The organism is Nitrospira sp. (assembly GCA_024998565.1).
Classification (GTDB): domain Bacteria; phylum Nitrospirota; class Nitrospiria; order Nitrospirales; family Nitrospiraceae; genus Nitrospira_A.
In genome coordinates this window covers 68,531-83,493 of sequence record JACOEM010000010.1, presented here as the reverse complement: position 1 = coordinate 83,493, position 14,963 = coordinate 68,531, and the positions used below count along the sequence as shown (strand labels likewise).

The following is a 14,963-nucleotide window of genomic DNA, read 5'->3' as shown; positions in this document are numbered from 1 at the left end:
ACTATCGCTTTTCCTGTGTAGAGACCACGGGCAGGGCCTGAACCGGCGGCTGCCCTTCCGGGGTCCAGCCACCGCCAAGAGCCTTGTACAATTGAACGATAGAGACGAGATGGAGACGATGGGTTCCCATCAGCGCCAGCTCAGCCTCAAACAGATTGCGCTGCGCGATCAGCACATCCAGGTAATTTGCCAGACCACCCTTGTAACGAAGATTGGCAAGACTCAACGCTGAACGCAACGCGTCGACCTGCTGCAACTGTGCCGTGCGCTGCTCACGAACCGTGCTCACTGCGACCAGCGAATCCTCCACTTCCTTGAACGCGACCAACACCGACTGCTCATATTGAGCCACGGCTTGTCGCGCTTGCGCTTCGGCAGCTTTCTGTTGAAAACCGAGAATCTGAGCATTCAACAATGGTCCGGCGAAGCCTGGCCCCGCGACACCGAACGCGGTTTCATTGGCCACTAATCGAGACAAATGCGGACTCGCCACACCCAGGATGCCGGTGATACTGAGCTTCGGAAAGCGATCAGCTTTTGCCACCCCGATGCGAGCGGTGGCGGCGGCAAGATCCTGCTCCGCCTGCAGAATGTCAGGACGTCGCTGCAACAATTCAGAAGGAAGGCCGGGAGGCACGTCCGGCGGCATCACCTGCTCCGTCAAGGAATGCCCACGGGCAATCCGGCCTGGATTCCGGCCCAGCAGCACACTGAGTTGATTTTCCTTCTGTACCTTCTGACGTTCGAACTCCGCCGCCTTGGCCGCAGCATTAGCCCGTTCAGCCTCGAATTGATCGGCATCGAGCTTGGAAATCATTCCCTGCCGCAATCGCGCCTGAGCGATCCTGACGGACTCCTCCCAAGACTTGAGCGTACGCCGCGCAATGTCGAACTGCATATCGAACTGCAACAGTTCGAAGTACGCCTCCGCAACACCACTCACCAACTGCAACACAATGGCGCGCCGATTCTCCTCCCGAGACAACAGATCACCACGCGCGGCCTCGTTGGATCGACGAATACGTCCCCAGATGTCGATCTCCCAGGACAAATTTCCCTGCAAGTAGTAGTTGAAGGGATTGGGGAAGCCGGGAAACAAGAAATTGGTCTTCCGACCGAACAGCGGTGCATTCGACGTGACATTCATCTGCGGGGCGAAATCGGTCTTCGCGATAAACAAGCGCGCCTGAAACTCTTCCACCGCCGCCGCTGCGCGCTGGAGGTCTTTATTTTCTTCCAGTGCCGTACGAATCAGCCGTTGAAGCTCTTGATCCTTGAGCAGCTCCCACCAGGGCGTATTCGCGATTGATGCAACATTCCCACCTGCCTCCGCCATGCGGAAGGCATCCGGAGTCGTCGCGTCAGGTTTGGTGAAGTCTGGACCAACAGCACAAGCCGTCAGAAGAGTCGAGGAAAGAACCAGGGCCAGTCTACGCATGTTGATAGTCGCGCTCCTTTTCGGGATCGTCCGGTGCATCCTGTGCCGGAGAAGTCTGCTTTTTCAAGCGGCGACTCAACGAACGGATCAGCACAAAGAATAATGGCACGAAAAAGATAGCCAGAAAAGTGGCCGCCAACATCCCGCCGAACACCCCAGTGCCGATGGAGTTCCGGCTGGCAGCGCCGGCGCCGGTGGCAATAACCAGAGGTACCACGCCGAGAATGAATGCCATCGACGTCATGACGATCGGGCGAAACCGGAGCTTTGCCGCTTCCATCGTCGCCTTTAACAAAGGCTGGCCGTCTTCGTACTGTTTGTTGGCGAACTCCACAATCAAAATAGCGTTTTTTGCCGAAAGTCCGATCAGCGTCACCAGCCCGATCTGAAAATAGATATCATTGGTCATCCCCTTCAGCCACACGGCACTCAGAGCGCCAAATAGACCGAGCGGCACGGCTAGGATCACCGCAAACGGCACCACCCAGCTTTCATACTGCGCAGCCAACACCAAAAACACCATTAACAATCCAAACGCGAACGCATACATCGACTGGCTGCCGACCATTCGTTCCTGATAGGAGATGCCGCTCCAATCGATCCCATACCCCTTCGGGATCAGCACCTCTCCCGCGACCTGTTCGAGCGCGTCCAACACCTGGCCGGAGCTGTACCCAGGAGCAGCCGATCCCAGCACCAACGCAGTATTGTAGCCGTTGAAATGGGTCACCGGGTCGGGTCCGCTGGAGAAATCCGTGTCCACCACGGTGTCCAATGGAATCATGGTGGTGCCTTGAGGACCGGTCGCCCGCACATAAATCTTGGACACATCCTTCGGCGTGGAGCGATACTGAGCATCGGCCTCTGTCTGGACGCGATAGACGCGCCCATACTTGATAAAGTCATTGATGTAAAAGTTGCCGAAGTAGGCCTGCATCGTATCGAAAATTTCTGAAATCGGCACGCCCAACGCTTTCGCCCGCTCGCGATTCACCTTGGCAACAATGCGCGGGGCACTGACCCGGAAACTCGTGCCGATGGCGCCGATTGCCGGATTCTGTCGTGCCTTGCCGATAAACTCCTGGGCTGCGGCGGAGAATCTATTAAAGTCGCCGCTGCTCGGATCCTGGAGTTGCAAGGTAAACCCGCCCGTAGCGCCGAGCCCTCGAATCGACGGCGCGTTGAAGGCCAGAACGAGCGCCTCGGGGATCTTCGCAAATTCAGCGAATGCCGCGCCGATCACGGATTTCACATGTTGATGCGGCGCCTTGCGCTCGTCCCAATGCTTCAGGGGCACGAACATCGTGGCGGCATTCGGCCCTCGCGTACTGAACACGAAATTCTGGCCGGAGAGGGTATCGGTTGAATGGATCTCCGGCTTTGCCAGGAAGTAACTCTCGATCTTGCTCAGCACCGCATCGGTCCGTTGCTTGGATGCGCCGTCCGGCAACTGCACGATCGTGATGAAATAGCCCTGGTCTTCTTCCGGCAAGAAACTGCCCGGGATGACCTTGAATAACATGAACACACCGACGAGCAGGCCCCCGAAGACCGCCATCGACAGCACGCGCCTGGTCAACGCCACACCGACTGTCGAGATGTACCGTCCCTGCATCCACGAAAAGGCTCGGTTGAAGAAACCGAAAAATCCACTGTGCCGCTCCTCGCCGGGTTTCAGGACGAGGGCGCAGAGCGCGGGACTGAGCGTCAGTGCGACAAAGCCGGAAATAATGACGGCAATCGAAATCGTAATCGCAAACTGCTTGTACAATTCGCCGGTGATGCCGCCCAGGAATCCGACCGGCACGAATACCGCACACAGCACCAACACAATCGCAATAACCGGCCCCGTCACCTCCTCCATCGCCCGCTTGGCGGCAGCTTTGGGGGAAAGCCCTCCTTGGGACATATGCCGTTCGCAATTCTCCACCACGACGATCGCGTCGTCCACCACAATACCGATCACCAACACCATACCGAACAAAGTCAGGGTATTGATCGAGAAACCCAGCGCCTGCATACCGGCGAACGTCCCGATGAGAGAAACCGGCACCGCCACACCGGGGATCAGGGTTGCACGCCAACTCTGGAGGAAGAGGTACACCACCAGAATGACCAGCACCATGGCCTCCATCAAAGTCTTCACCACTTCTTTGATGGAGACATCGATGAAGCGTGTGGTGTCGTACGGAATATCGTAGGACACGCCCGTGGGAAAACTCTTGGAGACCTCGGCCAGTTCAGCCCGAACCCGCTTCACCGTTTCGAGCGCATTAGCGCCGGGCGACAGGAAGGTGAGCAAAAACACGTTCGGCTTGCCGTTCCAACGCCCTTCCAGCGTATACGATTGTGCGCCCAGCTCGACGCGGGCGACGTCCTTCACACGGATCATCGATCCATTCGGCATGGCACGGACGATCAGCTCCTCGAACTCCTTCACCTCCGTCAACCGACCCTGCGTGATGACGGGAATCGTGAGCTCAGTGCCCTTCAGGGCCGGTTCACGCCCGATCGTCCCGGCCGGGAAATCCCGGTTCTGCTCGCGAACAACATTAACGATGTCCGTCGGGGTCAAGCTGAGTTGGGCCATCCTGATCGGATCCAGGACCAGCCGCATCGAATAGTTCTGAGAGCCGAACACCAGCGCATTTCCGACTCCGCGCAACCGCTTCACATTGTCGAGTACACGGAGAATCGCATAGTTCGATAAGTACACCGTGTCATGCGTCGGATCCACGGAACTGAGCGCCACCACCGCCAACAGATCGGGAGAGACTTTATTGATGGTGATACCTTGACGCACAACCTCCGGCGGCAACTGCGGCTCGGCAAGTTTGACCCGATTCTGCGTCTGCACCTGGGCAATATCCACATCGGTGCCGATCTCAAAGGTCAACTTGATCGTCATGTGGCCGTCGTTGGTACTGGTGGAGTCGTAGTACAGCAGATTGTCGATCCCGGGCAGTTGGACCTCGATGGGGCGCGCCACAGAGTCGGCCACGATCTCCGCATTGGCACCCGGGTAGTCGGCTTCGATTTGAACGACGGGAGGTGTAATTTCAGGGAATTGGGCGATCGGTAGCGCCTGGAGAGACACCAGGCCAACCACCATGATCATGATGGAGAGCACCGAAGCGAAAATTGGGCGGTCGATAAAAAAATGCGAGATCATGAAGCAGGCTCCGGCTGCGGCTTATCGGCAGACGGAACGGTAGCGGGAGCGGCAAGCGGAACGGGTTTCACCGGCGCCCCGGGCGCGATCTTATGGAGCCCTTCCACGATGATGCGGTCTCCGACTTGTAATCCCTGTTCAACAAGCCACTGATCGCCTTGCCAGCTGGTGGCCTGCACTTCTCGCATTTCGACCTTATCCTCATTCCCAACGACAAACACAATCGATCCCCTCGCACCTTGTTGCACAGCGCGTTGAGGAACCAGGATCGCCCCCTTCTTGACCGTTCCTTTGAAGCGAACCCGGACAAACTGTCCCGGCAGCAGCACGCGATCGTGATTGGGAAACACCACCCGGGCCTGCCGAGATCCCGTATCGGTTTTGAGTCCGACATCGAGCAGATCCAACACGCCCTCCTGACCGTAGGTGGTCCCGTCTGCGAAAGTCAGGACGCCGCGCAATTGATAGACGCCGGGGTGCTGAATCCGTTTGGCCGTATTGTCGCGCTGCCGCTTCAACAGAAAACTTTCCGGTGCGCTGACGATCACATACATGGGATCGACCTGCTGAATGATCGTCAGGAGATCGGTCTGGGCCGACACAAGTCGTCCTTCATATACGCGCGTCCGCTCGATCATGCCGCTGATGGGCGCCACGATCAGCGTGTTGTCGAGATCGAACTTGGCTTTGACCAGTTCCGCCTTGGCGCCTTCGAGGTTCGCTTTCGCCGCCATCTCCTCGGCCACCGCATCATCGACATCTTTTGTACTCACGGCCTGCTCGGCCAACAAGGGCTTCACCCGGGCTAGATTCTGCTTGGCCTGCACCAGTCGCGCCTCCGCCTGAGCGACTTTCGCCTTCGCGCTCAACATTGCGGCATGAAAGGGCACCGGGTCGATCTGATAGAGGCGGTCGCCTTGCTTGACGTCGCGGCCTTCCTTAAAGAACCACTCTTTGAGAATTCCAGTGACCTGCGATCTGATTTCCACCGGCCGCGATGACTCCGACTGTCCGATGAACTCCGGCTCATCGGGCACGTCCTGCGCCGTCGCCACGACAATCCCGACCTCAGGTACCGGAGGAGGCTGGGGAGAACCGACCTCCTGCTTACAGCTCGCAAGCCATGACAACGCAAAACACCCGAACAGGATCGAGGCTATGGTGGAAAGTCGGGGTCGCCTGGCCATGCTCACTCCCTGATAAAAGCTGAATACGCAGTTCACGGGATGCGGACGCAACCCCATCTTACTGGTTGGCTCCGGTGTAAGCAACGGAGCGAAGGCACCCCGGGCTCAACCACGAGCCATAGGCCAACCGAACGCAGCGCGCTCCCTATAGTCGACGAATGCACAGCGCGAACCTTGAGGGGTGCACTGCCCGGGGAGGTTACATGTGGACGGAGATGCACATCATGGAAAAGGGGCGCGAAGCCCCTGTTCCCGACGCCTGGCTTCGGCCCCATTCATGTGGCCTGATTGAAGACGCTCACGCGTGACGTCCTGGTCGAGGCCATCGGCGACAGCCTCTCCTTGACCATGCCCACGCGTGCCGCAGGTCACGACGGTTCCGATGATGTCATCCTAAGCCGTCCAGACTGCACGATGATTCGTCGGACCTTGGTCCGGAATCGGCTGCCGTCACCTGCGCTGCAACAAACCTTACTTGATCGTCTGCAACGTCTCGCGAAGCTCTTTCAACTCAGCAGCCAGCAATTCAAGATGCTGGTCTCGTTGAGGCTGATCGTCTTTGAACTTCCACAGCCGTTTGAAAATCGCACTAAGTTCCTTCTTATGCGTCACCGCCAACGCATAGGCCGGTGTGTTGCTTTGCGCATCCGTCACACCGCAGAACGAATCACTCAAGGCATGGAACTGATTGTGGAGATCATCGAAGGCGGTGTCGACGCCCTTCCCACCCTTCGCCTTGGAGGCGGTCGCCTCCATCACACTGGTGAGGTTCGTCATGGTCTCGAGACCGTTCGCCCCTTTCGCCTGCGTGGCGTAGTCGCCGGCTCGCGGGTAAAAGAGATAACTACAGCCGCTCAAGCTTGTCAGAATGAGCGCCATCGCGAGGAATCCGATCGTCCGTTGCATAACGGCCTCCTTTCGAAGAATTGATGACTCACTAGCCGGCTGCTGATAAAGTCGGCCAGCGGCGTTCTCAGTCGCGACTCTCACTGCGACGTACCCCGAGGGTACGCCTCATTCGCCTCGCTCCCTGCGGCCTTGCTGGACCGCCTTCCTCAACAGCCTGCAGCGGATTCGGGAAAGTCTGTGACAATGCTGGTTCCCACATTTCTTCTCTGAGTGTGTAGTTTGCCACCAACCTGCTAGCCACTCAACGGCTACGCCCAGGTCACTGCATCCACGCCCTGACTCTGTTCCCACCCCTCGATGTTCACACGTCACGCAAGACGATCGAGGAGAGTGCACCTTACGGCTTACGGGTATAGGTGATCTCCATCATTTTTTCTTCCTTGCCGTGCCCGTGGTTTCCATACATCTCGAACGTCTGCGTATTGCTGTCCACCAACTTCCAGACTGCGCGATGATGCATCTGCCCGCCGCCCGGTTCGGGATGAGACCCCTTCAGCGTGATCGTCTTCCCGTCCGCACTTGCCGTGCCTTCCATGATGAAGATGCCGGTTCCCATGGTGTCCATCCAGGCGGTCACATATTTTTTGCGCACGTTGTCATAGGCATCGATCCCGATTCCGGAAAAGGGCTGCCCCATCATCTGGCTCTTGAACTCCTGATAGAGAAAACGTCCGTCCAGCAGCATCTTCATCTCAGCGGTCCCGCTCGCTTCCGTGGGCGGTTTACCCGGTTCCATCCATTCCTTGGTCGTCGTCGTCCAACTTCCGGCCAAGCCGGCAAACGTCTTATGCGGCTCACCGGGCTGGGCCAATTTCTGCCAGAGCTCCATCATCGCCTGCGGATCCATTGGTTTGTCATGCTTCTTTTCTTTGGCCTCACCAATCGAGGCGCTCATGACCAACGCAAGCGCAACCAGTGTCACCGTGATGTATCGCATAATGGCCTCCTGAGTCTGACTGAGATGGGTTGAGTATCTTCTTCTAGAACTATGCTCGCCTCATACGATCAGATCAAGCCTGACAATACCCCGGCGTTGATATTTCTTGACCACCGCCTTGAGGGAAGCCAGGCCATCCTCGAAATCTTTGCCGACCGTCTTATCCATACTGCAAGAGCCCCCATGACGTTCCTACTTCTTGCCGGCGGCCTGCGCCCGCAGCCGCTCTTCCCGCTCTCTGAGCTCAGGAGTCAACTCGGCTCCAAAATCGTCGGCCTCGAACAAGGGACGGATTTCGATCTCAGATTCTTCGCCCGGCATCGGACTGGGACAGCGCTTGACCCACTCGATGGCTTCTGCTTTGGATTGACATTGCCACAACCAATAGCCCGCGACGATCTCATTCGTCTCAATGAACGGCCCTTCGGTGACGATCCGCTGACTCCCCGAAAACTTCACACGGACACCCTTCGAACTCGGGTGAAGTCCCTCCCCTCCGAGCATCACTCCGGCCTGTACCAGTTCCTCGTTATATTTCATCATGGCGGCCAGCAACTCCTGGCTCGGCATCACCCCCGCCTCTGAATTTTTGGTGGCTTTCACGAATACGACAAATCGCATGGGGCACACTCCTTCATTGGTGAAATGGTTCTGGGACGGCCTCTTCCCGCGCCGGCCTCCATCTACCCATTAGTCGCCCGCACAAGCGAGAATCGACAGGGTGCGAGCCCGGATTATTCATGAATACCGTCGGGAGGCGTTCGAGACGGAAGCCCGCCGAGGCTTCTCGCACGTGAGGCCGAACGAGAACCGCCTGCCGGGCGAGAGGATCGGACGCCGGAGCAGGCATTCATGAATTGTCCTGGCTAGGAGCCTGTCCGAGTAATCCTTCGTAGCGAGACGAGGGAGTTGCCGGCGGATGCGAGGCCGCAGGCTCGAAAAAACCGGAAGCGTATTCGCTGAATACGTTGAGCATTCTTACGGGCTGAGAACGAGGCAGATGCCGGCAGATCATTCGTCGCAGCAGAACGGCATGACGCGGACAGGCTCCTAGGTTCTCAACTGTGCCTTCCTGCCGTGTTTGCCGTCATCGGCCCTCATAGGCCCGTTGAACGCACTGCAGATCCGGCTTAGTCATGCTGAGAATCGCCGCCATGACCCGCTCCGAGCGCGCGGCATCCTTGCCACGCAACATCTCATCCCACTGCGGCACCACGATCTGCCACGACAGGCCGTACGTGTCTTTGAGCCACCCGCATTGTCCCTGTTCTCCGCCTCGGGACAGGGCCTCCCACATGTGATCGATCTCTTCCTGCGTCTCGCACTTCACCATCAACGACACCGCCTCGGTGAATTGAAAGATGGGACCACCGTTCAAGGCCAGAAACTCCTGCCCATCGATTTCGAATGCCACGGTCATCACCGAACCCTTCGGTCTTCCCGAAACCGTCGCACTGGCCTCTCCATAGTAGGTGATGGGACCGAGCTTGGCCTTCTTGAAGGTCGCCACATAAAACTTCGCTGCCTCTTCGGCCTGATCGTCGAACCACAAACATGGCGCTATCTTTTGCATGGCACTCCTCACGCTATATGCCGATTGTCCAGAACAGCATGTCCAGGCTGTTCAAACTAGTCGGCCAGCAAGGCCGCAACCGATGGAAGCACCGGAGGCGTAGCCCCGAGGCTACGGTGAGGACGCTTCCGAGGTGAGAACGCCGCTGGCGGCTAGTTTCAACAGCCTGCTTACCCGCCCGCCATTGCCCCGACGATCAAGAACGGCTCGGTCCCGGATGCCACTGTGTCCGGGAGGGGGACATCAGCCGACTCGTGCGACAGATCCTGCTCGCAGGCAAAGAACCGAATGAACGGCCGCCGCTTGTGCGTCACATGGTCGCGAATGGTTCCCCGTAACATGGGGTATCGTGCCTCAAGCGCATCGAGCACCGCTCGCTGCGTCACCGGAGCAGTCACATCCAACGCCACTTCACCCGTCACACGCGCCAACGTCCGCAAATGTGCGGGCAATATGATTCGAACCATAGTTTGTCTCTCGCTTCTCGTGTCTTGGGACACGTATCTCGTGAAGCGTATCTCGTCTCTCGTGGTTCCTATCTCGCAGACAAAGTGAGCAGCTGTTAGCGCCCCTCCAGCGGCTCAACCATCGTACGCAATCACGAGGCTGCTCAAAATGGTCGTCCAGCAAGGCCGCAGGGAGCGACGCGAATGAGGCGTACCCTCGGGGTACGTCGCAGTGAGAGTCGCGACTGAGAACGCCGCTGGCGGCCATTTTCAGCAGACGTTAGAGCGCTTGTACCTCTACGGACAGCACCCCCGGCAAATCCCGCACAATCGCCGTCCAACTGTCACCGCCGTCGCGAGATGCGTAGACCTGTCCGCCGGTCGTCCCGAAATAGAGGCCGCAGGGCTCAAGCTGATCCACCGCCATCGCGTCGCGCAGAATGTTCACATAACAATCCTGTTGCGGCAGACCCTTCGTGAGTGCCTCCCATTCATGGCCGCCGGTCTTGCTGCGATACACCCGGAGTTTCCCCTCCGGCGGATAATGTTCTGAATCGCTCTTGATCGGCACCACATACACCGTATTCGGTTCATGGGCATGCACCGCGATCGGAAACCCGAAATCGCTCGGCAGGTTGCCGCTGACCTCGTGCCACGAGTCGCCGGCATCGTCGCTGCGAAGGACGTCCCAATGCTTCTGCATGAACAGCACGTTCGGCCGCGACGGATGCATGGCAATGCGATGCACACAGTGGCCGACTTCGGCATCCGGATCCGGCAGCTCATATTGCGACTTTAGCCCGCGATTAATCGGCTTCCAGGTCTTGCCGCCATCGTCCGTGCGGAAGGCGCCCGCCGCAGAGATGGCGATGTACATGCGATCGGGCTGGCTTTGATCCAACAGAATGGTGTGCAGGCACATGCCTCCGGCGCCGGGTTGCCAGAGATGGCCCTTCGCGCTGCGCAGCCCCGGCAGCTCATTCCAGGTTTTTCCCCCATCCGACGATTTGAAGATTGCGGCGTCCTCCGCACCGGCGTAGACCGTGTCCGGATCGGTCAGCGAGGGTTCCAGGTGCCAGATGCGTTTGAACTCCCAGGGTCGCTGCGTGCCGTCGTAATGCTGGTGAGTGGTCAGCGGCTTGCCGGTTTCCGCCGACGCGTCATAGACGAACATGTTACTGGCGCCGTTGGGCATTCCATCCGTCCCCATCAAATCCTCCGGTTTGGTGCCCGGCGGGTTCCAGGTTTTACCGCCGTCATCCGAACGCTGAATCACCTGTCCGAACCAGCTGCTGGTCTGCGAAGCATACAATCGATTCGGATCGGCAGGCGACGCTTTCAGGTGGTACATCTCCCAGCCACCGAAGTAGGGCCCCTGCACATCCCACTGTTTCCGCGTGCCATCCGATGTGAGGATGAACGCGCCTTTCTTCGTCCCGACAAGTACCCGTACCCGGCTCATATCCGACTCCTTTCATAGGCGCGCATCTCTCGCGCCACACAAAAGCTTATGGCGTGTCGCCAATAGTGCCGCAATTCTGCTTGGCCGAGCTATAGGCTCTGCACCAGAAGCCATTAGCTCTCAGCACCTTGTTCACGGCAATCCAGTGATCTCCCTCACTTGTCGCACCTCAACCGTCCCGATTCGCGCTCCGGGCACCTTGGCAGCGATCGCAACGGCTTCATCACGATCCTTCGCCTCGATGAGAAAATAGCCCGCCATCTGCTCCCGCGTTTCGATGAAGGGACCATCGGTCACCAGCGAACGACCGTCCCGCACCCGTACGAGGGTCGCCGTGGCAGCCGGGTGAACCGGAGAGGCATGCACGTATTTCCCCTTCGCATCCAATTGGTGGCAGAGCCCGATCGACTCCGTCAGTAGGCCCTTCTTTGTCTCGTCGTTCATCTTCTCGAATGCCGTTTCGTCGTGATGCACCAACAAGATGAATTTCATGCAGCGCCTCCACAAGGTTCGTCAATCCGTTGCCTCAGTCGTCTGAACCGTCAGGCACAACCGCCCTCTTTAATCGGCCGCACTTCGATACTGCCGTACTGAGCGGCAGGAAACTTCGAGGCGATCCGGACGGCGTCGTTGAGGTCCCGGACATCGATCAACAGGTACCCGCCCAACTGTTCCTTCGTTTCTGCGAAGGGCCCGTCGGTCGTAGAGACTTTTCCGTCCCGTACCCGCACCGTCGTCGCGGTCTCGACCGGATGGAGGGGTGACGCCCCAAGAAGTTGACCGTTTTTTTGCAGCCCATCACAGTAGGCCATGGATTCATCCGACAATGCGACCCGCTCATCCCGGGTCATGGCATTCAACGTCTTTTCTTCGACATAGACCAGGCAGAGATATTTCATGACCACCCCTTTCTCCATTCCTTCTGCGGCAGTCTCACTGAGCGCGCTCGTTCATCTCCCATAGGGCAAAGGTATTACCCTCCGTATCCTGACAGATCGCGAAATAGCCCATGCCCGGCACCGCCGTCTTGGGCTTGCAAATGGCCCCACCCAGTTTCTCGACCTTCTTCATCGCCATCGTCACCGACGGCACGCCCACATAGTTGGTAATGGATTGCTCCGGATACAGGCGTGGCATCAAACCGCCGTCCGGCGTCGCATCTTTTCCACCGGTATCGATGTGCCAGTAGTCGTCGATGGCCGCCGGAATCTTCGCAAAGTTCCAGCCGAACAACGATCCATAAAACTTCTTCGCCCGATCGAGATCGTCGGCGGGCACCTCAAACCAGACGATACTGGCCGCCGCCTGTGGCTTCTTCACCGCCCGCTTCTTCGTCCTTGTCGCCATCATTTCCTCCTTATGTTCGCCACCCCGTTACACAAGTTAGTCGTCGGAATCGGGCAAAATCGACATGGCACAACAAGCGAGTGATTCGCCTATACTTTCGACTCGTTAGGAGTTGTAACCACTCGGACGCTACCTAGCCCACAGCCCTTGCAAGCACGGCCGCCGAAGTGCAGCATAAGCTGACGCCGATCAATCGAAGAAAGGATCGACATGAAGGTCACCGACATCGCCTTTACCTGTTATCCGGTTACCGACCTCCGCCGAGCGCGACAGTTTTATGAGGGCCTGCTGGGACTGAAGGAAGCACGGTTTTTCGGCGAGGGAGACAAGGGGTTCGTCGAATACGACATCGGGTCGAACACGCTCGGCATCGGGAACGGCGCACCGGATTGGAAACCGTCCCCGGGCGGCGGATCGGTCGGTCTCGAAGTGGATGATTTCACTGCCGCGATCGCGCGGCTCAAGACAAACGGATGCCCGTTCCGGCTTGAACCGCTGGAGACACCCGTTTGCCACATGGCGATCGTCTCCGACCCGGACGGGAATTCCATCATTATCCATCGGCGGAAATCCTGACGAGAGAGTCGGCGACCGGAGACACTCTTGTAACCGCCATGATTTCTAGTGCTGTACTAGGAGCCTGTCCGACATGGCCTTCGTAGCGAGGCCAAGGAGGCGCGACCAGATGCGAGGCCGCAGGCCTGGAAAAACCGGAAGCGTATTCGCTGAAATACGTTGAGGATTTTTCCGGGCCGAGAACGACGCAGATGATCGTGGATCGTTTGCCGCAGCCGAACGGTCATGTCGGACAGGCTCCTAGACGACTTCGCTTAATTCGGCCAGGCGTCGCGCCAGAAACCTGCGCTCCGGCTCTTGCTGCGTGAGGCTCAAGGCTCGCTCGTAGGAGGCTTGGGCTTCTGCGGTTCGCCCGAGCCGCCGGCACAGGTCGGCACGGGTTGCATGCGCCAGGTGATAGTTTACGAGTTCGCCGCGGGAGAGAATCGCATCGACCAAGACCAGCCCCACCGCTGGGCCGTCGCGCATCGCCACAGCCACCGCCCGGTTCAGCTCAACCACGGCTGACGACTCAGCCTGCACCAACAAATCATAGAGACCGACGATCTGCGCCCAATCGGTCGATGCGGCGTCGGGGGCCTCGGCATGCACGGCCGCAATCGCGGCCTGAATGGTGTAGGGACCGACCTGACGCGACTCGAGCGCCCGCTCTACCAAGGCCGTTCCTTCGACAATTTGCGTCCGGTTCCACAACGAACGATCCTGCTGCTCCAGGAGAATCAGATCGCCGGTCGGCGAGGTGCGCGCCACGCGGCGTGAGTCGTGCAGCAACATCACCGCCAGGAGTCCCAGAGCTTCGGGCTCCGGCAGCAACCCGATCAACAGTCGCCCCAATCGAATCGCCTCCCCGGACAGATCGTGCCGCGTGAGTGACTCTCCCGATGAGGCACTGTAGCCCTCATTGAAGACGAGGTACACGACCCGCAACACCGCATCCAGCCGGTCAGGCAAATCGGTCGCCGAGGGCACCTCGTAGGGAATGCGGGCGTCACGGATCTTGCCTTTAGCCCGCACGATGCGTTGCGCGATGGTGGCAGGCTTGCTGAGAAATGCGCGCGCAATCTCATCGGTCGTGAGTCCGCAGACCTCGCGTAACGTCATCACCACTTGCGTCTCGGGCGACAAGGCCGGATGGCAGCAGGTAAAGATCAGTCGCAGGCGGTCGTCCTCGACCGCCTCGTCGTTCCAGCCTTCGGGATCGCTCGTGCTGAGCTCGAGGTGTCTGGCAAGATCCGTCAGGGATGCGTCGAAGCGGGCGCGCCGTCGCATCCCGTCGATGGCCTTGAAGCGGCCGGTCGAGACGAGCCACGCCCTCGGATTGGCCGGTACTCCATCTCGCGCCCACTGCTCCACGGCCACGGCAAAGGCCTCGTGCAGGGCCTCTTCAGCCGTATCGAAGTCCCCGAGCAGACGAATCAAGGTGGCGAGCACCTGGCGGGAGTCCGAGCGGTACACCGACTCCACTAACTCGCGCACCTGCCTGGATTGCTCCTCACTCACGGTCCGGGTGCCTCTCAGCCAAGCAAACTTAAACAGCCTTTCGCGTCCGCTCGCTCATCTTCACGTCCGGCCCAACTGCGCCTTGGCGGACGGACTCATCATCTCCGGCTTCCAGGCGGGCTCCCACACGAGATCCACTTCCACTGAACGCGCCTCCGGTAACTCGCGCAGAATCGCCGCATGCACCATCTCCATCAACAGCTCTTCCATCGGGCAGGCGGGCGTCGTCATCGTCATGGCCACATGAACCTGACCGTCCCGCACCTCGCTGCCGTACACCAATCCCAGATCCACGATGTTGATCCCTAACTCGGGATCAACCACCTGCCGCAGGGCCTCGAGCACTCGTGGATCGGACGCTGCACCGTGATGCTCCGTCGTCATTCAACTGGTCCTTTCACCGGCGAAGCCGCCGT

At 58.9% G+C, this 14,963-nt stretch carries 15 protein-coding genes; 1 reads left to right on the top strand and 14 read right to left on the bottom strand.

Annotation, left to right across the window (positions count from 1 at the left end):
• Window position 1 precedes the first annotated feature (1 nt).
• The 12 genes from H8K11_15770 to H8K11_15715 form a co-directional block, all read right to left on the bottom strand.
• On the bottom strand, window positions 2-1,438 hold the full coding sequence (locus H8K11_15770) for an efflux transporter outer membrane subunit (GenBank protein ID MCS6265211.1): 1,437 nt from the start codon (window positions 1,436-1,438) through the stop codon (window positions 2-4).
• Window positions 1,431-4,610 carry a multidrug efflux RND transporter permease subunit gene (locus H8K11_15765; GenBank protein ID MCS6265210.1) on the bottom strand — a complete coding sequence of 1,060 codons (3,180 nt, stop codon included), beginning with the start codon at window positions 4,608-4,610 and terminating at the stop codon, window positions 1,431-1,433. The genes H8K11_15770 and H8K11_15765 overlap by 8 nt, the downstream gene beginning before the upstream one ends.
• Complete coding sequence (locus H8K11_15760; protein MCS6265209.1) at window positions 4,607-5,797, bottom strand: efflux RND transporter periplasmic adaptor subunit; 1,191 nt, start codon at window positions 5,795-5,797, stop codon at window positions 4,607-4,609. Before H8K11_15760 ends, H8K11_15765 begins: the two co-directional genes overlap by 4 nt.
• Before the next feature lie 471 nt (window positions 5,798-6,268).
• On the bottom strand, window positions 6,269-6,703 hold the full coding sequence (locus tag H8K11_15755) for a hypothetical protein (protein MCS6265208.1): 435 nt from the start codon (window positions 6,701-6,703) through the stop codon (window positions 6,269-6,271).
• Between the two features lie 340 nt (window positions 6,704-7,043).
• Window positions 7,044-7,643 carry a DUF1579 domain-containing protein gene (locus tag H8K11_15750; protein ID MCS6265207.1) on the bottom strand — a complete coding sequence of 200 codons (600 nt, stop codon included), beginning with the start codon at window positions 7,641-7,643 and terminating at the stop codon, window positions 7,044-7,046.
• Window positions 7,644-7,835: 192 nt separating this feature from the next.
• Window positions 7,836-8,264 (bottom strand): YciI family protein, encoded by a 429-nt coding sequence (locus H8K11_15745; GenBank protein MCS6265206.1) that lies wholly within the window; start codon window positions 8,262-8,264, stop codon window positions 7,836-7,838.
• A 466-nt stretch (window positions 8,265-8,730) separates the two neighbouring features.
• Window positions 8,731-9,216, bottom strand: a complete 486-nt coding sequence (locus H8K11_15740) for a VOC family protein (protein MCS6265205.1) — start codon at window positions 9,214-9,216, stop codon at window positions 8,731-8,733.
• 170 nt (window positions 9,217-9,386) lie between these two features.
• Window positions 9,387-9,683: a MoaD/ThiS family protein gene (locus H8K11_15735; protein MCS6265204.1), complete on the bottom strand. Its 297-nt coding sequence runs from the start codon at window positions 9,681-9,683 to the stop codon at window positions 9,387-9,389.
• A gap of 259 nt (window positions 9,684-9,942) precedes the next feature.
• Window positions 9,943-11,124: an exo-alpha-sialidase gene (locus tag H8K11_15730; GenBank protein MCS6265203.1), complete on the bottom strand. Its 1,182-nt coding sequence runs from the start codon at window positions 11,122-11,124 to the stop codon at window positions 9,943-9,945.
• Window positions 11,125-11,256: 132 nt separating this feature from the next.
• Window positions 11,257-11,616, bottom strand: coding sequence for a YciI family protein (locus tag H8K11_15725; GenBank protein ID MCS6265202.1), 360 nt, complete (start codon window positions 11,614-11,616; stop codon window positions 11,257-11,259).
• Window positions 11,617-11,666: 50 nt separating this feature from the next.
• Entirely contained in the window at window positions 11,667-12,023 is a 357-nt protein-coding gene (locus H8K11_15720; protein ID MCS6265201.1) for a YciI family protein, read from the bottom strand.
• Between the two features lie 34 nt (window positions 12,024-12,057).
• Window positions 12,058-12,471 carry a VOC family protein gene (locus H8K11_15715; protein MCS6265200.1) on the bottom strand — a complete coding sequence of 138 codons (414 nt, stop codon included), beginning with the start codon at window positions 12,469-12,471 and terminating at the stop codon, window positions 12,058-12,060.
• A 210-nt stretch (window positions 12,472-12,681) separates the two neighbouring features.
• Between H8K11_15715 and H8K11_15710 the strand changes: the two genes are divergently transcribed.
• The gene (locus H8K11_15710) at window positions 12,682-13,047 is read left to right on the top strand and encodes a VOC family protein (protein MCS6265199.1); all 366 of its coding nucleotides are present in this window, start codon (window positions 12,682-12,684) and stop codon (window positions 13,045-13,047) included.
• Between the two features lie 240 nt (window positions 13,048-13,287).
• On the opposite strand, the gene H8K11_15705 is transcribed toward H8K11_15710, so the two are convergent.
• Window positions 13,288-14,547 carry an RNA polymerase sigma factor gene (locus H8K11_15705; GenBank protein ID MCS6265198.1) on the bottom strand — a complete coding sequence of 420 codons (1,260 nt, stop codon included), beginning with the start codon at window positions 14,545-14,547 and terminating at the stop codon, window positions 13,288-13,290.
• 60 nt (window positions 14,548-14,607) lie between these two features.
• On the bottom strand, window positions 14,608-14,931 hold the full coding sequence (locus tag H8K11_15700; protein MCS6265197.1) for a metal-sulfur cluster assembly factor: 324 nt from the start codon (window positions 14,929-14,931) through the stop codon (window positions 14,608-14,610).
• Between the last annotated feature and the right edge of the window lie 32 nt (window positions 14,932-14,963).